Here is a 22,246-nt window from a genome sequence, read left to right as displayed (position 1 = left end):
AGTCTTACTCCGGCTCCACATGGATTTTGTAGGGAGTTCCTTTTCCTGGAAATATGTCTATCGTTTTCCCTCCGGTTTCCGAGGTTTCTCGTAAACCAATTCTCGTTCCATCTGGCAACATTTTCATTGTGCCGTCATAATTCTTGGCGCCTACGTCTTTTGCGCCGACTGTAAGTCTGCTGAATAAAGACGTTAGCTCGGTCTCCGATTTGATGTTGTATGCCTTCCCACTTGTTCCAAATGGCGTCGTGTTCTCCCGGACGATATTTCTTACGAGGGCCGCGTTAAGTCCGGGTCCTATCCCTCCCGTGATCGCTATTGCGATCACGGCGTTGATGTCGAGGCCCGTCTTCTCCAATTTCTGGAACTTTTCGGAAAGCGTCGTCGAGGGGTCGTTCCAAATCGCCCACTGTTCCCCTTGCAACTGCTCTCCGATGAGAGCCGCGTCACGCCTTGCGTCAAGATACGCCTGATAGGCTGTGCCGCCGGAGATTCCGCCGTCAAGCCTATCAATTGCGTCCAGCAGCCAGCTATTTTTGATCTGGCTGTCCGCGTCGATGGGGTGGTCGACACCAAACGCGAAGGCGGCAGCCTTGATAACATTCAGCCGTTCCTCGGTATCGAGGGAGTTGAGATAGGCGTAAATGGCATCCTGGCACGCTTGATAAGTCTTGATACCCAGATGGATAAATTGGCCGTCCGCCTGCCTAATCGTGCAATCCGTGGAGAAACCGTCGGCGTAAGCGGGCGTGAAGAAGAGGTCGAGCAGATTGAAACCCTGCTTCTGACCGCAGCCGACAAATTCACCACCGTTTACCAGCGCATCAACGCCAGCTTTGACATTGGCGACTTCCTCTGGCGTAAGCCGCTTGCCAAGAAGGTATCGATCAATGAATCCGCCCGGGGCGAACGCATTCTGGATGCCTTCTGCAAGCGCGTTGACGCTTCGCGTTGAAAGATAGATTTCCAGATCAATATGCTTGTCGCGTGTGATCTCGTAAGCGTTGTCGGGATCGCGATTGAGGTCAGCGAGCGGCGCGGTGGCTCCGGATTGCTCCAAGGCCGCCTGCTTCTCCTCGTTACGAATGGTGATGGTGCCAGGGCCGACGGTGGCACGTACGGTCTGGCGCGTGTCGTCGAGCTTGTAAGTGCCTTCGAGGGTGTTGTTTGCCGGCGACGCACCGGGCAACTCGTTGCCGGGAATCTCAATGCCGATCTGGGCGCTGAAGCCCTCATAGCCCTTCTGTCCGAGGAAATCGCTGTAGGTCAGCGTATCGGTCGAAAGCGCCAAGTCACCGCTATCAGAGATGATCTTGCCGGCCTGAAGGTCGGTATTGCCACCGACTTCGATATCCATCTTACCAGTGGATAGAAGGCCAGATTGCTCGTTAATCCAGTTCGTTGTGCCGGAACCAAGGCCACCGCCAAACTGGATACCAGAGAGCAAGGTGCCCCCGAGCGTAAAGCCGGCAGAGGCAGAACTGTTCGTGCTGCTGCCAGTATCGGGGCTGGAGATGATACTGAGATCACCATCGACCTCAGCTGTGATCGTATCGCCAGAAACGACAGCGCCCTTAAGTGTCGTATCGTTGCCGGATTTGATCGTGATATCGCCGCTGCCAGTGACATGGCTGTTGACTTGTGTGACCGAAGTGGCATCGGATTTCGACATTCCCGCGCCGGCGCCACCGGTGAGACCTACGCCGACGCCTTGCAGGCCGATACCTGCGTTTAAGCCGAAGCTGGCATTTGCCGATTTACTGTCGCTGGCCGTCTCACTGGTCGCCTGAGCGCTTTCGAGCATGATATCGTGCCCGGCCTTCAACGTGATGTCGCCAGACTTGTCGTCATCGGATGCAACCACGCCGTAGTCATATCCCGCCGTTATCTGCGCGCCGTGCCCCGTCAGATCGCCGGAAGTCGCTTCGATAGTGACCGATCGTCCGGCCCCCACGCTGGTGACAACAGGCGTGGAAGTGGACGAGGAGGCGCTGCTCTTCTCGTAGCTGAAGCCTGCCGTCAGCGATACGGATGCGATGCTGCCGCCGTCCTTGGCGATGCTGGAAAGCTGCTGGAGGGCGTCATAGGCCTTGAGCGAGGCGAAGGCGGCGTTGGCTGCCGTGTAGCCGTCCGAAATGCCGGCGATCTTCTGTGCAGCGCCGGCAATGCTCTGGCCTGCGCTAACCAGCCCTGTCGAAACCGACAGCGTCACCCCGGCGAAGAACTGCTCGTGCACGCTCTCGTAGTTCGACTTGTCTTCCGCGCTCAGCAAATTGACATCACGCTCAGCAATGATCGCTACGTCGCGATCGGCCCAGACGTCAGCGGCCTGCAGGTTGGCGTCACGCCCGGCCTTGATCGTCAAGTCGTTGCCGGCGGACAGCGTGGCCATCGCGTTGGTCTGCGAACCTTGCTTCGTCGTGTCGGAAACCGATGACATGCCGATGCCCACGGAGAAGCCGCTGCTGCTTGAGCCGAAGGAAATGCCGAAGCCGGAGCGTTTTTCCTTTTCCTCGGACGACTCGCTTTCCGCGCCCGGGGTGATGTTGACGTCGCGCGCCGCGTCGAGCGTGATGTTGTCTGTCGCAGAGATCTGCGAGCCGAGGATGTTGATGTCGGTGTCGCGTGACTTGAGTGCGACGTCCGTTCCGGCAGACAGCACCGATGCCACATTGAGCTCGGAGGCCTTTTTGCCGCTGTTCTGCTGGCTGCCATAGATCGAAATGAAACCGCCACCGCCGCCGACGCCGAAGCCGGATTTCTTGCGCTGCTCCTCGAGTTCGTGGGTTTCCTGCGCGCCGATGATCGAAACGCTGTCGGCCATGACGGAAATCGATTTGTCGGCAGTGGCCTTCGAACCCGATATAACAGCCGCGCCGTCGGCGGTCAGATTGATATTGCCCGATGCGCCGAGCTCGGAGGCGACGGTGGTCTCATCGTAGCTCTTGTGGCTGGACGAACCCTTGGACAGGAAGCCACTACGCGAGCCCTTGTCGTCCTTGGCGCTGGTATCCATTCCGGAGGCGATGATCAGGTCACCGCCGGCGCTGATGTTGAGGTCCGCCGGGTCGGTGTCGTCGGCCTTGCCGGCTTCGATCTTCGATGCGGAGATGACCGTGTCCTTGCCGGAGGTGATGTCGACGCCTGCGCCGCCGCTGATCGATGAGCCGATAGCCGTCGTCGTTTCCAGATGGGTGGTGGTCTTCTCACTCGTGCCGAGGAAACCGCCCTTGGTGCTGAGCCTGGTGTCGAGGGTCGCGGTGTCGGTGGCTTCGGCGATCGTCACGTCGCCGTCGGCCTTGAGAGCGAGCTTGCCGTCGGCGGCGAGCTTGCTGCCGACGATGTTGAGGTCGTGATCGCCGCTGCCGTTGCCCGCGGTGACCGAGAGATCGCCGCCGGCTGATATCTCCGAGCCGACATGTGTGATCGACGAGGCGGACTTCTTGCCGAAAGTGGATGCGGACTGCTCCTGCGCGGCGGTGATATCGATGTCGTCGCCGGCACTCAACGCCGCCTTGCCCTCGGCCTTGATGGAGGAGCCGGAGAGCAGGATGTCGTCGCCTGATTTGATCGTCGTATCCGTGCCGGAGGAAAGCTGCGATTGCTGCTGGTCGGTGGAGAGGGTCTTGGTGTAGCCGGATTGGTTGCTGCGGGCGACATCGGTCGACACCACGGCCACAGAGCCGTTGTCGGCAGTCACATCGAGCGTCGTGCCCGCCTTGGCCGAACTGCCGATGACGTTGACGTTGTCGGTTGCCTTGATCGTCAGGCTGCCGCCGCTCGCGATCTGGCTGCCGGTGGCATTCTGCTGGCCTGCATTGTCGACCTTGGCCGCCGCGAGCGTGACATTGTTGCCGGAGAGCTGGGCGGAACCTGTGGCATTGACCTTGACGCCCTTCAGCGCCAGATCGCCGCTGCCGCCGGCGAGCTGCAGATTGCCGCCTGCCGTCACGCCTGCATTGGTGTTGACGAGGTTCTGGCCGCCGATCGTCATTGTCTGGGCGGCAAGCGTGATGCCGTTGGTGGCATTGAGCACCGTGTCGCCGCGCGACAGGAACGTGCCGCTGCCCTGGATGGAGCTGCCGGAGACGGTCAGGCCGCCAGCGGATGCGATCAGGCCGGAATTGTCGAGATTGCCGACATTCATATTGACCGAGCCGCCCGCTATGGCGGCGCCGGCACCGGTCAGCTTCTGCCGGTCGGCGGCAGCGACGTAGACGACGGGCGCGAGCACCTGCACGCCGTCGATGGTCTGCCACTGGTAGAGGACGATCGACGTGGTCAGCGCCGCCGCCTGCTCAGGCGTGAGGCCTTGGCCGACGGCCAGGTGGTGCTTCTTGGCATAGTCGACACCCTCGTCGAGCAGCGTCTTCATCTGCTCGATGGCGTCATTGCCGGCGATGAAGGTGCTTCTGCCGAGCCCTTCGCCGACAAGCTGCCGCAACTGCGTGTCGATCAGCTGGTTCTCGAAATAGGCATCGCCCAGGAACGGAACCGTCGTCTCCGGCACGTAGCCGATTTCTTTCATGAAATAGCCGGAGCCGTAGAATTTGCCGACGTCGAGGAATTCGGCGCGGGTTTCGAACAGGAAGATCTGTCCGCGTATGGTGCCGCCGAAGCCGCCCGATTGCGGCTTGGCGGCGGCCGCAAGAGCTGCGCCGTCGACGCGGATGCGCTCGGCAATATTGCCGAGCCCGGCAAGCAGGCTGCCGCCGTTGGCGGTGACGCCGCCGAGCGCCGAGTTGACGTTGAACATCGCGCCGCCGGCGGTCAGACCGGAGAGCGCCGAGAGCGGATCGCCGGGATTGCTTGATGCCGCCAGGCTGGCGCCGCCGGCCATCGAGCCGGCTGCTGAGGTGTTGTTGACACTGCCGAAATCCACGGAAAGCGCGCCGCCGGCCTTGATGTTGGCCGAGACGCCGCCGATCGCCTGGACGGAGCTGACGATCGTCGAGCCGTTGGCGATGTTCTTCGAGGGATTGGCGTTGCCATTGCCATCATAGGCCGTGCAGGCGCCCTGGGCGTTGCAGGTTGTCGTCGTCGTGCGAAAGAGCGTGACGCCCGTATTGTTGAGTGTCGAGCCCTTCAGCGTTGCGTTGCCGCCGGCCTCGATCGAGCTGTAGGAATTGGTCAGATTCGTGGCGTCGATCGAAAGGTTGCGGCCCGCCCGGATCGTCGCTTCCGGGCTGAGCGTGCCGACCAAGCGGTCCTCATAGACCGACTGACTGAGATTGGACGACCAATCCCAGGTGTAGGTGGTGCTTTCGTCCGAGCCGCTGAAATTCACCTCGTCGACGATGAAATAGCGCGACGGATTGTTGGGATCGACAACGGGATTGCCGTTCGCGTCCCTCGGCACCCGGTCCCTGATCCAGTCGATGATCGGCCCGACCTTCTCGGGTCCGTCGGCCGAGATCCATGTCCATGCATGATAGGTCGTGCCGTCGGCAAGCGTCGCCTTCGACCAGAGCAGCGGTTCATAATCCTGCCACAAGGCCGGATCCACGCCCGCATAGAGCTGGTACATGTTCTGGTCTGCGGTCTCGAGGTAGCCGAACGGCAGGCCGGCGGCGACGGGATTCAGCGTGAAACCGCTGACGACGCCTGACGACACCAGGGTACCGGTGGTCCATTGCGGCGTGGCGGCCCGCTGGTTGGTCAGGTTGCTGGTCAGGATCGACATGTCGTTTCCGGCCTGGATCAGCCCGGAAACATTGGTGACCGCCGCATTTCTCTGCGCTGATGTCGCCCCGGCAATCGTCAGATCGTTGCCTGATATGATGGCGCCCTGATTGTTGGTGAGCACCCCGCTGACGAAGAGGTTGGCGTTGTTGCCGGCATAGGTCAGGCCCGTGGCGCTGTTGGTAAAGTCGCCGGAAATGTTGAATGTGAGATCGTGGCCGGCGGCCAACTGCCCGGTATTGGTCAGCGACGGCAGCGTCAGCGTCAAATCGTGGGCGGCGAGCAGCGCCGTGCCGGCCGTCGTGGTAAGGCCGGCCGCTTTGATGGCGACATCGCCGGAACCGCCGGCACTGGTGACGGCGTTGACCCGGGCACCGCTGATATCGGCCGTGCCGGAGAGATTGAGGGCAAGACCGCCGAGTGTGAGGCTGCTGTTGGCAAGGTTGGCGCTCGCCGCATTGAGCGTCAGCGTACCGCCGGCGGCAATGTTGCTCGCCCGGCCATTGGAGAGATCGATATTGGTCGTGCTGAGCGTCAGGTTGCCGGCAGTGCGGGTGGGATTGCCGTAGCTGATCTGGCCGCCCGACGCCGTGAGCGCAGCGCTGGCGAGGCTCTGGAGCTTGTTATAGGCAATATTCTGGCTGGCGCTGGCCGAAAGAGCGCCGCTGCTCAGCAGGGCGTTGCCGGCGGTGATCGAACCGCTTGTTGCGGCAAGGCTCATGCTGCCGGTCTGCTGGAGCTTCAGCGTGCCGGCGGATGCAGCTGTGGCCGCGAAGTCGAGGCCGGAAACGAGAGTATCGACGGTGATATCCCGCGCCGAGAGGCTGGCGTTGCCGGCGGCAAGCGACTGGCCGGTAAGATCGATCGAGCCGCCGGCAACGATCGTCATGTCCTGATGGGCGACGACGTTGGCGCTGACATCCCCCGCTGCGCTGGCATCGACGCTTCCGGCGGCAAGCAGGTTGCCGGCGCTGATATCGGTGGTCGTCGCCTTGAGCGTGAGATCGCCGGCCTGCCCCAGAGCGATGTCGCCATTGGCCGACTGGGCGGTGGCGGCAAAATCGACGCCGGAGACGATGGCGCCGGCCTGAATGGCGGGACCCGTGACCGAGACGTCGCCGGCGCCAAGGAGCTGGCCGGTGACCGATGTATCGGCGTTGATGGCAACGGCGCCGTGGCCGCTGACATTGTCGGCCTGGAAACGACCGGCATCGATGAGGAGCGCGCCTGCGGCAAGCAGCGTGTCGATATCGACGCTCCCGCTGCTGCCGGCATCAAGCGTCAGGTCGCCGGCCGTGCCGACGGCGATGGCGCCACTCGGCGAGGCGGCGGTGGCGGCAAAGTCCATGCCGGCGACGATCGTGCCCGCTGCAATCGAGCCGCCGCCGATCGATACATCGCCGGCGGCGAGGAGTTGGCCGGAGATATCCGTGTTGCCGGACAGCGTGATCGCGCCATGACTGGTCACGGTCGCCGCACCGATATTGGCGGCGGAAGCCGAGAGATTGCCGGCAGCAAGCAGGGTGCCGGCATCGATGTCGCCGCTCGCGGCAAGCGAGAGATCGCCGCTCTGCGTCAGCACGATATTGCCGCCGGCCGCTTCCGTTCCCGCAAAGTCGATGCCGGCCATGATGGCGTCGGCCGAGATGGCCGAGCCGGTGAGGTCGATGTTGCCGGCACTGAGGATCTGACCGCTGACGTCCGTGGCCGCGTTGATCGCGACCGCGCCATGCGCGATGACGCTCTGGGCCGTCAGCGTCGCTGACGTGACCGACGTATCGCCGGCCGACAGAAGTGCCTCGACATCGACCGCGCCGCTGCTGGCGGCAAGCTGGATGTCGCCGGCGCCTGATAGAACCGTGCTGCCGTTTGCCGCATTGGTCGCAGCGATGTCGAGGCCGGAAACGACCGTATCGGCCGAGATCGAGCGGCCTGACGCCGTGACGTTGCCCTGCGCCAGAATATCGCCGGAGACGCCGATATCGGCGCCGGCGGAAAGCGCGATATTGTTGCTGCTGACGAGCGAGGCAGCCGAGATCGCGCCTGATGTGGCGGTGATGGAGAGCGCGCCGGTGCCCTTGACCGCACCGACAACCTGGATGTCGCCCGACGTAGCGGACAAAGAGAGCGCATTGCCGGCGGTAATGCTGCCGGCGGCAATGCCGGCCGCCGACGACATCAGCACGTTGGCGGCGCTGTTCACCTCGCCGCCGACACTCAACAGCCCGCTGCCGCTTGACAGCACGATGTCGCCATCGGCGGCGACCGTATCCAGCGTGATGCCCTGCCCCGCCTGAACTGCGACCTTGGCTTTAGAGGCCACCTTGGCGGCCGTCACCTTCGCCTTCGAGGAGATCGAAACGCCCTGCTGGCCGGAGACGTTGCCGAGCGAGATCTTGCCGTCGGCCGACAGTGACAGCTCGTTGGTGTTGGCGGCAAGATTGCCGCTCATGCGCACACCGGCACCCTTTTCGGTGACGACGATCTTGATGCGGTCGGCCTGCATGGCGCCGAGTGCTGTGCCGTCGATCGCATATTCCGGCGTTCCGGACGTCGCGGCAAGTGCCGTGGCGTTGCCGGTGGCATAATCGAATTGATTGCGGCCAGCCGTGACGCGAAGATCCTTGCCATAGACAGGACCGTTGACGTGAACCGCCCGAGAAACGATGTCGAAGAGGTCGACGGCGCCAGACCCGGCGGAGAAATTGCCGCCGTTCGGCCCGATGGTGACGTCGCCGCCATTGACGGTAAAGCCGTTGAGCTTGCCATCGGCGCCGATTTGAGGCGCGCCCGTGGTCAGCGTCGCATGCGGCGTGTTGATGAAGCCGCAGCCGTCGCAGGTGATGCCGTTCGGATTGGCGATGACGACATCCGCCCGGCCGCCGAACACCTCGATCGGGCCGTTCAATCCCGAGCGGTTGCCGCTGGTGACCTCGTTGAGGATGACCGATGCGGGACCTGATGTGTTGAGATTGGGATTGCCCGGCGTCAAGCCGCCGAGATTGGAGGTGCCGACCTCGCCCTTGTAGTTGTTGAGGATGAGGCCCGGCGTGCCGACGTTGAAATTGTCGTATTTGTTATGCGACAGGCCGCTCGCATTCGGGGTGACGATGTCGATGAGCGGCACGCCGTTCGGGGCGGTGCCGACGCCCGGCTGGTTGGCGACGGGCGCCGTGGTGCTCGCGGAAACCGATTGGGCATTGGCCAGCATCGGCTGAAAGACCAAGAGTGCGCTGAGCACGACGGCAAGCGAGCGATTGGCAAATCTGCCGAGCCGGCAGCCAAGACCCCTTGCTTCAGAACCAAGACCGGTTTTCTCACGCATCGTTTTGTCTTCCCAAACGCACAACTGGTTTTGTGTCTCGATATCAATCGTTGCTCAGTGCCGCCGTCACCGCGGCGGCACTGAACCTCATCGCAGGCCTATTTCTGGGTGAGCCAGGTCTTCACATTGCGGGTGAAGGAATTGGAGAGCCTTTGGGCGAGCGCGTCCTCTCCCTGGGACTGCGCAGCATTAATGGCCATCGCAATGACGATGCCGATTTCGCCACCGCCCTTTACGCCCTTATCGTCGCCGCGAATGCTTTGGGCTTCGGCGATCAGCTGGCCGGTCTTGGCATCTTCCAGCCGCACCGTTCCCTGGATGTAGCTATCGCTTCCGGCGATGACGCGTCCCGCCTTGCTCGACACGTCGACCGTATGCAGTGTCACAACCAGCCGACCTTTGACCGGTCCGCCGGGAAGACCAGTCAGGTCGCGCGCCATGGTGCTCTGCAATGTCCGCACCACGGCGGGCAGCTGCGGGTCCGGCTTCGTGCGATTGAAGAAGCCGCCCATCGTGACGTCGGGAGCGGTCTCGACCCGGATCTGCGAAACCGAGGTCTGCTTGAGAGCCGAGACCAGCCGCGGGTCGGTGGTGACGCAGGACGCAAGCGTCGCTGCCAGAAGGAGAAGGGTTAGAAAACGCACGATACGCATACAGAAGCTCCAGAATTCGCTTATAAATTCAATCAGATATTTGTTGGTCACCAGCGCATCGACGTGCTCGCGTAGAACAGGCCGTCGGCACCGTTGTCGATGCTGCCGGTCACCAGGTGTGAATAGCCGATGTCGAGATTGAGGGTGCCGCCGACAGCGCGGATGCCGGCCGTCCAGCTGGCGAGATCGCCGCCTGATATATCGAGGCGCTGTTGCGCGTAGATGTGGCCGTAATCGAAGCCGAGATAGGGGCGCAGCTCGCCGAATGCCTTCGCAGCCGCGCCGCCACCCTGGTTGGACCCCGTTCTCCAGACGATCTCGTTGTGGCTGAACATGCCGTTATTGCCGAAGAGCACGCTTTCGCGCGTGCCGCGGACATTGCTGTAGCTGCCGAGCGAGATCTGCTCGGCGCCGAGAAGATTGTCGGGGGAATATTGACCGCTGACCAGCGAGGTCAGTTCGAACTGCCGGCCGGCGGCCTGGAATGGCTGCGTTACGCTGACCGTCGCGTTGAATTTGGAAAAGCGTGGGTCTGCATTTCCGGCACCCGGATCTCCGGGGTCCACGGTATCGAAGAGACCGAGCCCCTTGTCATAACTGACGTCGAATACCCAGATGCCGCCGAACATGCGGCGGGAGTGGGAAATGCCGATATCGCCGACCGTATAGCGGCGGCTGCCGACTTCGATCAGATTGCCGAGCAGAAAGTTGTTGGTCTGCTTGTAGGTCAGGCTGCTGCGGACCGTCGTGATCGAATCCTTGTCGCGGAAGACGACGCGATCGAGGCCGAGTCCCGCCTGCCCTGAATTGCCCGAGGTTTCGAGCGATGAGAAATTTCCTTCGACCGTGCTTTCATACTGGTACCAGGAGCCGTTCAGCGAAACCGTCGAATAGCCGTAGGGGACGCTGACATTGCCGGAATAGCTGTTGCCATATCCGTTTCCGTCGTTGCTCCACGGATAGTCCGGACCGCTATGCTCGTAGGAGAACGACCACTGATCGTTGATATCAAGCAGATCGTCGAAGCCGAGCGATGCCGAACTCCTGGAAAAACCGGTGCTTTCCTGCCCCATATTGTTGTTGCCCAAGGAGACATGCCAGGGGCGGCCTGGGCGGTTTTCGATGTTCAGGATGGAGGTTCCGTCCTTCGGGCCGGGCAGCATGGCCGACTTGGCGTCGTTGGCTTGCAGCCGGTTCATCTGGTCGAGGCCCTGCTCGATATCGCGGATATTGACGACCCGGCCGATCAGGCCGGGAAAGGCTGTCGCCAGCGACGCGTTGCCGGCCACTTTCTGGCCATTGAGATAGATGTCGGAAAGCGTGCCTTCGACGACGAGCAGCCGGAGGACCCTGGTCTTGGCGATATCCTGCTGCGGCACGTAGGCACGCGAGGTCACATATCCATGATCGATATAGAGGTGCGTCACATCCCTGAGAACGGCATTGATCTCTGCCAGGCCGACGCATCGGTTGCCGTAAGGCGCCGTCACCTTGCCGATCTCCTGCGCCGATAGCAGATTTGCCCCATCGATCTCGACGCGAGTGATGTCGAAACAGGCAGCATTTGCCTGGCTGGCCGGCAAAGAGCCGTCTTCCGTATCCGCATCGCCGCCCGGTGTTGCGCGGCGCAGGGCATCCAGCCGCTGCGTCTGCGACTGTTGCTCCTGGCGCCGGTTGAAATCATCGGCAGGCGACTGCGCGTAAGCGGGTGCGACACCCATCACGAGGACGGCGCCAGCGACCAGGGAGTATCGAATTTCAGTGGTCATTTTGAAATTCGGCTACTTCGCGGCAATGGATTGAAGTTCGTCGAGGGCCGGTTGCAGCCCTTTCAGCGAGAAACGGATATTGACGTCCTGGCCGTTCATCAGCCGCACCAACCCTTCGGCGGTCGAGCCCTTCTTGAGCGCCGTCGCCGTCTTCGTATCCAGCGCCAGCTGCGCCCAGCATCCGGCCTGGTTGCAATTGCGGTAGTCAAGTTTCGCAACGGGCTTGCCGTCGGCCTTGATCGACAGGCCCGAGGGCAGGAAGACGTTGAGCGGCAGCAGAGCGGTCAGCGTCAGCCCCGGCTTGCCTTTCTCGCCCTTGCCCTTCTCGCCCCCGCCCTTCTCGCCCTTGCCTTGGGACCCGGCCGGCGCAGCTGCGATCGCCAGCGTCAGGACATTGACGTTCTCGCCATCTTTGGCGACTTGCGCGATCTGGGCGACTTCGCAGGCCTCGGTGCCTTCAGAACCCGAGCAGCGATAATACCAGTCGTCGAATTTCTGGGATTTTATCGGCGGCGCCTGCACCTGCCCCGCTCCCTGATCGGCAGGAACAGCAGATTGCGAAAAAGAAGGATTCGCCCAAGCGATGAATATCAGAACGGAGGCGACTGTCTGGAGGCCCCACTTCATATCGGCTTTCAAAAATTTTCTCATTGAAAATACAACTTCAGGAAGATTTTATTGGCGTGTAAAGTCATATCGCTACAATCCATCGTTTGGTCAACCTAAGCGTGTCAGCACGGTAAAGTTTCCGTTAGATATTTACTTCGCGTTCTGGGAGTTTGATTCCACGCCCTGGGAGAGGCTTACCGCAACGAAATCGCCACCAAATCTCGACAGCCGGAATAAAACTGAATGGCGAGGCGATGAGACGACACGCAACTTACGCGAAGCTGTTCTCGTGCTCGGCTACATTGAAAAATTCCATCGATGAACGGATAGGATGAATAACTTCGCGCTATTCCAAATGCAGAAAAGTCTTGGGAAGATGAACTTCATTCTTTCAAAGAAAAGACTGCTTTCCCGCATCAGCACCCTCACCAATGCTGGCAGCCAACCCCTCACAAAGACGAAGATGTATTTTAGAAATTGATTGCACCCACGGTTGCTGCGGTTATTCCTTTTGAAAAAGGAGAGGATAGCCGCATGGCGAAAAGGCAAGGACTCGGCCAACCCGGAAGAGAACCGGCAGACGACTTTCGGGAAAACCTGGTCAAGACCCGAATCGGCGGCGATCTCTCGTCCTTCATGAAAGGCGATCCCGACCCATAAATCATCCATAGCCATCGCGCGCCGCGTCGGTCGCATGATTGTCATTTTCGAGGTGACATCAGCCCCGTTCTCTGCGAAAAGAAACGCGATGAGAGACAGGGGCGTTCGTCGACAGACGGGCTGAGAAGCACCCTTCGAACCTGAACCGGATAATGCCGGCGGAGGGAGTCGCTCGGGGTCGCGGCATCGCCCGCACGAACCGCCCCGTGGCCGCCCCCGCCTGAAAGGGGCCATATGCAGACCAAGACCACACCCGGAGCGATGCTGAAGGCGATGCGCGAGAAGCCGCCGCTCGTTCAGTGCATCACCAATTACGTCGCCATGAACATCGCCGCAAATGTTCTGCTTGCCGCGGGCGCCTCGCCCGCCATGGTGCATGCCGCGGAAGAAGCCGGCGAATTCGCCGGGATCGCCAGTGCGCTGACCATCAATATCGGCACGCTGTCGACGCAATGGATCGACGGCATGCAGGCGGCGGCGAAGACGGCGGCCTCGGCCGGCAAGCCCTGGGTGCTCGACCCGGTCGCCCATTATGCAACGGCCTTCCGCCGCAACGCCGTCGCCGATCTCCTGGCGCTGCATCCGACCATCATCCGCGGCAACGCTTCCGAAATCATCGCGCTGGCCGGTGGAGAGAGCCGCGGCCAGGGCGTCGACAGCCGCGACCCGGTCGAGCAGGCGGAAGGTTCGGCGCGATGGCTCGCCGAGCGTCAGCGGGCGGTCGTCGCCGTGACCGGCGCCGTGGATTTCGTCACCGACGGCGAGCGGGCCGTGCGCATCGAAGGCGGATCGGCCTTGATGCCGCAAGTCACCGCGCTCGGCTGCTCGCTCACCTGCCTCGTCGGCGCCTTTGCGGCAACGGCGCCCGAGGACATTTTCGGCGCCACGGTCGCCGCCCTTTCGACCTTCGCCATCGCCGGCGAAGACGCGACACTCGGCGCCGCCGGCCCCGGCTCCTTCTCCTGGCGCTTCCTCGATGCGCTGGCAGCGCTCGACGCCGAAACGCTTGACGCCAGGGCGAGGATATCGGCGGCATGAAGGCTTTCGACCTTTCGCTCTATCTCGTCCTCGACCCCGATCTCTGCGCGGGGATCGGCATGGTGGAAACGGCGCGCCTTGCCGTTGCCGGCGGCGCGACGATGGTGCAACTGCGTGACAAACATGCCGGCACCGCCGGGATGATCGAGACCGGTCGCGCCTTGAAACAGGCGCTTGTCGGGACCGGCGCCCTGCTCGTCGTCAACGACGATGTCGAGGCGGCAATCGCCATCGGCGCCGACGGTCTGCATATCGGCCAGGAGGATATGGACGCGCGCACGGCGCGGACGATGATCGGCCCTGCCATGATCCTTGGCCTCTCGGTCGAGACCGCGGCGCTTGCCGCCGCCGTCGATCCGGATCTGGTCGATTATACCGGCGTCGGGCCGGTGTTTGCGACGCCGACCAAGGCCGATCACAAGCAGCCGATCGGTTTTGACGGTCTTGCCACGCTGGTAAAGGCCTCGCCGGTGCCGTCGGTTGCGATCGGCGGCCTCAAGGCGGATCATGTCGCCCAAGTATTTGCTGCGGGCGCCAAGGGCCTTGCCGTCGTCTCCGCCATCTGCGGTACGCCGGATCCCGAAGCGGCCACGCGCCGCATCGCCGCAGAAATTCGAAAGGCCCGCGCATGATCCGCAACGTTCTCTCCATCGCCGGCTCCGATCCCTCGGGCGGCGCCGGCATCCAGGCCGATCTCAAGGCCTTTTCCGCCCGCGGCGTCTACGGCATGGCGGTGCTGACCGCGCTGACGGCGCAGAACACCCAAGGCGTCAGCGGCGTGCATCTGGTGCCGCCGCAATTCGTCGCCGACCAGATCAATGCCGTCTTTGCCGATGTGCGCGTCGATGCCGTCAAGATCGGCATGATCGCCAATGCCGGCATCGCCGATGCCGTTGCCGGTGCACTGACTGACCACCGCGACATTCCGATCGTCATCGACCCGGTGATGATCGCCAAGGGTGGCGCCGCCTTGCTCGCGCCTGAGGCGGTCGACGTGCTGACCCGCCGGCTGCTGCCGCTTGCGACACTCCTGACCCCGAACTTGCCGGAAGCGGCCGCACTGCTGCACCAGCCGGTGGCGACAAACCGAGCCGAGATGGCGGCGCAGGCCGAACATCTGCGGGCGTTTGGCCCGGCCGCAGTGCTGGTCAAGGGCGGCCATCTCGATAGCGACGAAAGTCCTGACGTCCTTGCCACCGCCGCTGGCCTGCACTGGTTCGAAGCCATGCGCGTGCCGACCAAGAACACGCACGGCACCGGCTGCACGCTCTCCAGCGCGCTGGCCGCCGAACTTGCCAAGGGCGCCTCGGCGCGGGAGGCGGTCGCCATCGCAAAGCAATATCTCGCCGGCGCGGTCGCGGCAGCCGGAAGCCTCACCGTCGGCTCCGGCCACGGTCCGGTGCAGCATTTTCATGCGCTGTGGAAAGACGGCGAATAAGCGCTCGCTCGGCATAGATGCAGCCAATCGAAACGGCCCGGCCCTCCCGGGCCGTTTTTTCGTTCCGCAGCTACTTTGCGTTGAAACCGCAGTTGCAGTGCGGGCAGTCCCTTTGACCTTCTGAAAAACCTTGTTGACAAGCCCGGTCAGATGGCCAAATCTATAACACTAAAAGGGGATACATTCCGCAATAAAGGAATAACTGGAGGAGTGACAGGTGCCAGACCTGCTTGTGAGCTTGTATTCCGCTGAGCTCGCCGACCTGAAACGGAAAGCCGATGATGTCGGCATCTCCATCCGTCCGGCCCTCCCCCCGGAACTGCATCTTATCATCAGCTGGGTTCGCGAACGGTTCAGCGAGAACTGGGCGAGCGAAGTCGCCGTCGCCTTCTCCCGCCAGCCGGTTGCCTGCCTGATCGCCGTCGACGGCGGCAAGCTGCTCGGCTTTGCCTGCTATGACACGACGGCGCGCGGCTTCTTCGGCCCGACCGGCGTCGACCCGGAAGCGCGCGGCAAAGGTATCGGGCTCGCCCTCTTCTCCGCCTGCCTGCAGACGATGAAGACGCTCGGCCACGCCTATGCCTTCATCGGCGATGCCGGGCCAGTCGATTTCTACGCCAAGACCGCAGGCGCAACCATCATCCCCGCCCCCGACAAGGGCATCTACGAAGGCATGCTGAGAAGCACGCCGAAATGACCATCTGATCCCGGAGCTACAGAATTGTCCTCGACCCCGCTCGCCCTTTTCGTCGGCCTTCCCACTCCCACGATTTCGGATGATGAATTCGCCCTTTTTCGCGACGCCAATCCGCTCGGCCTGTTCGTCGGCCGGCGCAATCAGCGCGAGCCGGAGCAGACCAAGCGGCTGATCGCCCGCTTCCGCGAAGCCGTCGGCCGCGACGACGCACCTGTCTTCACCGACCAGGAAGGCGGCCGCGTTCAGCATCTCGATGCCGGCCCCTGGCCGCTCTTTCGCAGCTTCGGCCAGTTTGCCGAACTTGCGCGCCGCGATTTCGATCTCGGCAAAAAAGCACTGCGCCTTTCCTCCCAGGCCATGGGCGCGATGATGACGGAACTCGGCCTTTCCAGCGGCTGCTCGCCCGTTCTCGACCTCGTCTTCGAGACGACGAGCGCGGTCATCGGCGCCCGCTCCTTCGGCCCTGATCCCGATTTCATCGCGGCCCTCGGCCGCGAGGTGGTCGATGGCCTGCTCGAGACCGGCAATATCCCCGTCATCAAGCACATTCCCGGCCATGGCCGTGCGACGCTCGACTCCCACAAGGAGCGGCCGGTGGTCGACGCCAGCCGCGAGACGCTCACCGCGACCGATTTCAAACCCTTCGTCGCGCTGAAGGATACGCCTTGGGCGATGGTCGCCCATGTCGTCTACTCGGCCTATGACGCGGAGCTGCCGGCGTCCGTCTCGCCCATCATGCACGACGTGATCCGCAAGGACATGGGCTATGAGGGCGTGCTGATATCAGACTGCATCTTCATGGAGTCGCTCTCCGGTACCTTGCCGGAACGCGTCAAACAGGTGCTCGACGCAGGCTTCGACATCGCGCTCCACAGCCACGGCGACATTCCGGAAAGCGAAGCTGCCGCCAAGGCCGCCCGTCCGCTGACGGAAGCCGCCCTCAAGCGGATCGTCGCCGGCAAGGCGCGCCTCGGCAATCTCAAAGTCGATGTCCGCGCCGCCCACGCAGAAGTCGAAGACATGTTTGCCAGCGCGCTGGTCTCCTGACCGGCCCGTCAACTCTCACCGCATAAGAAAAGGGGAATAAAACATGAAAAAATATCTTCTTGCCGCCGCCGCGCTGACGCTGCTTTCGGGATCGGCCATGGCGCAGACGATTCTGACGGCGAATATCGAACCGGCGACGACCTGGGTTCGCAACTTCAACCCATTCAACCAGACCTCATCGCGCCAGTCGACGCTCGACTTCATCTACGAGCCGCTGGTTATTTTCAACCGCTTCGACAGCAACAAGCCGGTCTATCGCCTGGCCGAAAGTTTCAAGCTCTCCGACGATCTGAAGAGCATCGAGTTCAAGCTGCGCCCGAACCTGAAATGGTCTGACGGTAAGCCGCTGACCGCAGCCGACGTCAAGTTCACCTATGATTACCTGAAGAAGTTCCCGGCGCTCGACTTCGTCAGCATCTGGACCTTCATCACCGATGTGCAGGCGGTCGACGCCCAGACGGTGCGCTTCACGCTCGCCAATCCGAGCTCGCTCGCCGCCGAGCAGATCTCGCAATTGCCGATCGTCCCGGAACATGTCTGGAAGGATGTCGCCGATCCCGTCACCTTCGCCAACGAAACCCCGGTCGGCAGTGGCCCGCTGACGGAAGTGCCGCGCTTTACCGGCCAGACCTACGACCAGTGCCGCAACCCAAACTACTGGGACAACGAGCACCTGAAGGTCGATTGCATGCGCTTCCCGCAGCTTGCCGACAACAACCAGATGCTGACCGCGACAGCCGACGGCACGCTTGACTGGGGTGTCTCCTTCATTCCCGATATCGACAATGTCTATGTCTCCAAGGATCCGGCGCATTTCCACTATTGGTATTCGCCGAGCAGCATGGTCGCCTTCCTCTTCAACTTGGAAACGGCGAACGAGAACAACAAGAAGGCCTTCAACGATCTGAAGTTCCGCCGGGCTGTCAGCATGGCGCTCGACCGCAAGACGATGATCGACGTCGCCGGCTACGGCTATCCGACGCTGAACGAAGATCCTGGACTGATGGGCGAGCTTTACAAGAGCTGGGCGGACCCGTCCGTCAAGGCCGACTTCGGCAAGTTCGCAACCTATGATGCCGATGCCGCCAAGGCCCTGCTCGACGAGGCGGGCTACAAGGATAAGGACGGCGACGGCTTCCGCGACAATCCCGACGGCACGAAGATTTCCTTCTCGATCATCGTCCCCAGCGCCTGGACCGACTGGATCGACACCGTCAACCTCGCCGTCGAGGGCATGCAGGCAGTCGGCATCGACGCCAAGATCGAAACGCCTGAGGAAGCCGTCTGGACCGGCAACCTCATCAACGGCACCTTCGATGCGGCGATCAACAGCCTGCCGGCATCGGCCTCGCCCTACTATCCTTACAAGCGTGCCTTCAGCGCTTCGGACAAGGGCAAGACCCGCTTCACCGCGCAGCGCTGGTTCAACCCGGAGGTCGAGAAACTCGTCACCGAGTTCACCCAGACCGCCGACCTTGCCAAGCAGAAGGAAGCGATGAACAAGGCGCAGCGCATCGTCGCCGAAAACATGCCGATGATTCCGGTGTTCAACAATCCGAACTGGTATCAGTACAACACCAAGCGCTTCACCGGGTGGTCGACCAAGGAAAACCCCTTCGTCAATCCGTCGATCTCGCGGACCAATCCGGCACGCCTCTTGAACCTGCTCGCTCTCGAGCCGGTCAAGTAAGCATCATGATCTCCGGAAGCGGCGTAGAAAACGCCGCTTCCGCGACGACGGAGTTCCCATGGCTTTCCTGCTTCGCCGCCTCGTCTTCTACATGGCAGCCTTCATCGCGGCAGCGACGATCAATTTCTTCCTGCCCCGGCTGATGCCGGGCGATCCCGTGCAGATCATGTTCTCCAGCGCCGGCACCGAATTGCCGCCGGAAAGCCTGCAGGCGCTGAAGCTCACTTTCGGCTTCGTCGACGGTCCGCTCTGGCAGCAGTACCTCACCTATCTCGGCAGCATCTTCACCGGCGATCTCGGCCGTTCGATCAAATATTTCCCGCTGCCGGTGACGTCGGTGCTCGGCCATGCCCTCCTCTGGACCGTCGGCCTGATGGGAACGGCGACGATTTTCAGCTTCGCGCTCGGCACCTTCCTCGGCATCGTCGCCGCCTGGCGGCGCGGCAGCAGGTTCGATGTCGTCGTCTCGGTAGGCGCGATCTTCGCCACCTCGGTACCGGCCGTCGTCACCTCGCTGATCGTGCTCTTCATTTTCGGCTTCACGCTCGGCTGGTTTCCGAACGGTTATGCCGCCGATCCCTCACTCGATCCGGCCTTCAGCTTGCAATATATCGGCAGCGTCGCCTATCACGGCATCCTGCCGATGGTGACGCTCTGCACCGTGCTGATCGGCGGTTTCACCGTCACCATGCGCAACAACATGATCAACCTGCTCGGTGAGGACTATATCGTCATGGCCCGGGCCAAGGGTCTTTCCAACCGGCATGTGATGCTCTGGTACGCGGCGCGCAACGCCCTGCTGCCAACCGTCTCCAGCCTTGCCATCGCGATCGGCACCATCCTTGGCGGCTCGCTTGTGACGGAGGTCGTCTACAACTATCCCGGCCTCGGCAACATTCTCTACCAAGCAATCCTCGCCCGCGATTATCCCGTCATCCAGGGCCAGCTTCTGATCATGACCGCGACCATGCTGATTGCCAATTTCATCGTCGACGTCAGCTATATCTTGCTCGACCCGCGGCTAAAGGGAGCATGAGATGAAGACCCTGCTTCGAAACCGCAAGGCGCTGGTTGGCCTCGTCATCATCGCCCTCATCGTCATCGTCGCGATCGCCGCGCCGCTGCTCACGCAATACGATCCCGCCGCCCGCACCGGCCGGCCGCATCAGCCGCCGTCGCTCGACCACATCCTCGGCACGACCCGCATCGGCCAGGATGTTTTCGCCCGGCTGATCTACGGCGCCCGTACTTCGCTTGCTGTCGGCTTCGGCGCCGGCCTGCTGATCACCCTCGTCGGCACCGCGCTCGGCATCATCTCCGGCTATCGCGGCGGCAGGACCGACGAGATCATCAGCTTCTTCACCAACATGGTGCTGGTCGTGCCCAACCTGCCGCTGCTCTTGGTGCTCGCCGCCTTCATCGGCCAGGCAAGCCCCCTCGTCATCGCCCTTATCCTCGGCGCCACCTCCTGGGCCTGGGGCGCCCGCGTCACCCGCGCCGAAACGCTCTCCGTCAAGCAGAAGGATTTCGTCAAATCGGCCGAGATGATGGGTGAGCCGCAATGGCGCATCATGACATTCGAGATCTTCCCCAACGTGATTTCAATCGTCGGCATCAATTTCATCGGCAGCGTCATCTTCGCAATCATCACCGAGGCGACACTGGAGTTCCTCGGCCTCGGCGATCCCCGAGCCATCTCCTGGGGCACGATGCTCTATAATGCGCAGAAGGCTTCAGCCCTTTCGGTCGGCGCCTGGTGGGATATTCTCACCCCCTGCTTCGCGCTCGCCTTCCTTGGCATCGGCATGTCGCTGTTGAACTTCGCCGTCGACGAGATCGCCAATCCGCGACTGCGCACCGGCAATCACCTGAAGCGCTGGTCCCTGCTCGTTCGTTCCGGGGAGGGCCGCCTGTGACGCAGCCGCTGCTTTCGGTGAGGAACCTCACCATCGACTATATCGGCGAGGAGAAGGATTTCCGCGCCGTCAACGATGTCAGCTTCGACGTCGCGCCCGGCGAGGTGTTCGGCCTTGCCGGCGAATCCGGCTGCGGCAAGAGCACCATCGCTTTTGCCATCAGCCGCCTGCACAAGCCGCCGGCGCTGATCCGCAAGGAGAGCCGCATCCTGCTCGACGGCCGCGATGTGCTCGGCCTCGACCGGCAGGCGCTCAGCGCCTTCCGCTGGCGCGATGTCGCCATGGTCTTCCAGAGCGCCATGAACTCGCTGAACCCGGTGCTGCGCATCGAGGCGCAGTTCTATGACATGCTGCGCACCCACAAAGGCATGAGCCGTGCGGCGGCCCGCGAGCGTACCGCCGAGATGCTGACGCTCGTCGACATCGCGCCGGACCGCATGCGCGACTATCCGCACCAATTCTCCGGCGGCATGCGCCAGCGCATCGTCATCGCCATCTGCATGGCGCTCGATCCGAAACTCGTCGTCATGGACGAGCCGACGACGGCGCTCGACGTCGTCGTCCAACGCGAGATCCTGCAGCGCATCAACGAACTGCGCCGCCGCTTCGGCTTTTCCGTGCTGTTCATCACCCATGATCTCGGGCTGATGGTGCAGTTCTGCGACCGCATCGGCATCATGCTGTCAGGCCGGCTGGTGGAGCAGAACACGGCCGAGGCGATCTACAGGACGCCCAGGCATGACTACACGAAAAAGCTCTGGGCCTCCTTCCCGTCGCTGCATGGAGGAGTGCTGTTATGACGGATGCCATTCTCGCACTCGATCAGGTGAGCAAGACCTTCGGCCATGGCTCCGGGGCCGTGCATGCGGCACGCGCCATCTCGTTTTCCCTGCATGCCGGCCGCGCATTGGCACTCGTCGGCGAATCCGGCAGCGGCAAGACCACCTGCGCCCGCATGGCGATGCGCGAATATCTGCCGACATCCGGCCGGATCCTCTACAAGGGCCGGCCGGTCGAGGCGGCGAAATCCGCCGAGATCGCCCGCTACCGCCGTTCGGTGCAGATGATCTTCCAGGACCCCTTCGCCTCGCTGAACCCGGCCCATACCATCGCCCATCATCTCCGGCGGCCGCTGAAGCTGCATCGTCCTGACATCAAGGGAACTGAGATCGACGCGACAGTCCGCGAATTGCTGCAGCGCGTCAGGCTCGATCCCGATCTCGTCGCGCCGAAATATCCGCACGAGCTTTCCGGCGGCCAGCGCCAGCGTGTCAACATCGCCCGCGCGCTCGCCGTCAAGCCGGAGGTCATCGTCGCCGACGAGCCGACCTCGATGCTCGACGTCTCCGTGCGCCTCGGCGTGCTGAACCTGTTGAACGAGATGAAACAGGAGATGAAACTCGGCCTGCTCTACATCACCCATGATATCGCCACCGCCCGTTATGTCGCCGAGGACATCGCCGTGATGTATGCCGGCCAGATCGTCGAATGGGGCAGCGTCGCCAAGGTGATCGACAATCCGCTGCATCCCTATACGAGGCTGCTGCTCTCGGCCGTGCCCGATCCCGACGTCCGCTTCGAGGACCCGAAAGCCCGGCTGAGGCCCGACGAAGTGGAGGATATCCGCCGCCGTTCGGCCGTGCCGCAGGATGAGACCGTCGAAGTGGAGCAGGGACATTTCATGCGGATGATCTAAGGCCAGCTTGCTGGCCTCACTCCTCG

General features: G+C 62.4%; 15 protein-coding genes and 1 riboswitch. Of the genes, 10 read left to right on the top strand and 5 right to left on the bottom strand.

Annotated elements, in window-relative coordinates:
• Positions 1–4 precede the first annotated feature (4 nt).
• The 5 genes from NE851_RS03915 to NE851_RS03895 form a co-directional block, all read right to left on the bottom strand.
• A complete protein-coding gene (locus NE851_RS03915) occupies positions 5–9,007 on the bottom strand; it encodes a hemagglutinin repeat-containing protein (RefSeq protein WP_254955467.1) in 9,003 nt (3,000 codons plus the stop codon).
• A 98-nt stretch (positions 9,008–9,105) separates the two neighbouring features.
• Positions 9,106–9,660: a hypothetical protein gene (locus tag NE851_RS03910; protein ID WP_097630788.1), complete on the bottom strand. Its 555-nt coding sequence runs from the start codon at positions 9,658–9,660 to the stop codon at positions 9,106–9,108.
• Positions 9,661–9,707: 47 nt separating this feature from the next.
• Positions 9,708–11,429 (bottom strand): ShlB/FhaC/HecB family hemolysin secretion/activation protein, encoded by a 1,722-nt coding sequence (locus tag NE851_RS03905; RefSeq protein WP_254955466.1) that lies wholly within the window; start codon positions 11,427–11,429, stop codon positions 9,708–9,710.
• A gap of 12 nt (positions 11,430–11,441) precedes the next feature.
• The gene (locus NE851_RS03900; protein WP_097622751.1) at positions 11,442–12,080 is read right to left on the bottom strand and encodes an invasion associated locus B family protein; all 639 of its coding nucleotides are present in this window, start codon (positions 12,078–12,080) and stop codon (positions 11,442–11,444) included.
• 255 nt (positions 12,081–12,335) lie between these two features.
• The gene (locus NE851_RS03895) at positions 12,336–12,713 is read right to left on the bottom strand and encodes a hypothetical protein (RefSeq protein ID WP_179869505.1); all 378 of its coding nucleotides are present in this window, start codon (positions 12,711–12,713) and stop codon (positions 12,336–12,338) included.
• 72 nt (positions 12,714–12,785) lie between these two features.
• Positions 12,786–12,882, top strand: a riboswitch (TPP riboswitch).
• 50 nt (positions 12,883–12,932) lie between these two features.
• On the opposite strand from NE851_RS03895, the gene thiM reads away from it, so the two are divergent.
• The 10 genes from thiM to NE851_RS03845 all read left to right on the top strand — a co-directional run bounded on the left by thiM (position 12,933) and on the right by NE851_RS03845 (position 22,220).
• Positions 12,933–13,736, top strand: a complete 804-nt coding sequence (thiM, locus tag NE851_RS03890) for a hydroxyethylthiazole kinase (RefSeq protein ID WP_097543437.1) — start codon at positions 12,933–12,935, stop codon at positions 13,734–13,736.
• Positions 13,733–14,368: a thiamine phosphate synthase gene (gene thiE / locus NE851_RS03885; protein WP_097630743.1), complete on the top strand. Its 636-nt coding sequence runs from the start codon at positions 13,733–13,735 to the stop codon at positions 14,366–14,368. The genes thiM and thiE overlap by 4 nt, the downstream gene beginning before the upstream one ends.
• The gene (gene thiD / locus NE851_RS03880) at positions 14,365–15,174 is read left to right on the top strand and encodes a bifunctional hydroxymethylpyrimidine kinase/phosphomethylpyrimidine kinase (RefSeq protein WP_097630744.1); all 810 of its coding nucleotides are present in this window, start codon (positions 14,365–14,367) and stop codon (positions 15,172–15,174) included. The genes thiE and thiD overlap by 4 nt, the downstream gene beginning before the upstream one ends.
• Positions 15,175–15,391: 217 nt before the next feature.
• Positions 15,392–15,871 (top strand): GNAT family N-acetyltransferase, encoded by a 480-nt coding sequence (locus NE851_RS03875; protein ID WP_097630745.1) that lies wholly within the window; start codon positions 15,392–15,394, stop codon positions 15,869–15,871.
• A 24-nt stretch (positions 15,872–15,895) separates the two neighbouring features.
• Positions 15,896–16,918: a glycoside hydrolase family 3 N-terminal domain-containing protein gene (locus NE851_RS03870; protein WP_097630746.1), complete on the top strand. Its 1,023-nt coding sequence runs from the start codon at positions 15,896–15,898 to the stop codon at positions 16,916–16,918.
• A 43-nt stretch (positions 16,919–16,961) separates the two neighbouring features.
• Positions 16,962–18,608 (top strand): ABC transporter substrate-binding protein, encoded by a 1,647-nt coding sequence (locus NE851_RS03865; RefSeq protein WP_063476046.1) that lies wholly within the window; start codon positions 16,962–16,964, stop codon positions 18,606–18,608.
• A 58-nt stretch (positions 18,609–18,666) separates the two neighbouring features.
• The gene (locus NE851_RS03860) at positions 18,667–19,644 is read left to right on the top strand and encodes an ABC transporter permease (RefSeq protein ID WP_097630747.1); all 978 of its coding nucleotides are present in this window, start codon (positions 18,667–18,669) and stop codon (positions 19,642–19,644) included.
• A 1-nt stretch (position 19,645) separates the two neighbouring features.
• On the top strand, positions 19,646–20,524 hold the full coding sequence (locus tag NE851_RS03855) for an ABC transporter permease (protein WP_183844810.1): 879 nt from the start codon (positions 19,646–19,648) through the stop codon (positions 20,522–20,524).
• Positions 20,521–21,324 (top strand): ABC transporter ATP-binding protein, encoded by an 804-nt coding sequence (locus NE851_RS03850; protein WP_047614920.1) that lies wholly within the window; start codon positions 20,521–20,523, stop codon positions 21,322–21,324. Before NE851_RS03855 ends, NE851_RS03850 begins: the two co-directional genes overlap by 4 nt.
• Complete coding sequence (locus NE851_RS03845) at positions 21,321–22,220, top strand: ABC transporter ATP-binding protein (protein ID WP_047614919.1); 900 nt, start codon at positions 21,321–21,323, stop codon at positions 22,218–22,220. The genes NE851_RS03850 and NE851_RS03845 overlap by 4 nt, the downstream gene beginning before the upstream one ends.
• Positions 22,221–22,246: the final 26 nt, after the last annotated feature.

It is taken from the genome of Rhizobium anhuiense bv. trifolii, from assembly GCF_024346605.1.
Classification (GTDB): Bacteria; Pseudomonadota; Alphaproteobacteria; order Rhizobiales; family Rhizobiaceae; genus Rhizobium; species Rhizobium anhuiense.
Note: the sequence above shows the minus strand (reverse complement) of the source record. Positions and strands in the feature narration are given on the sequence as shown.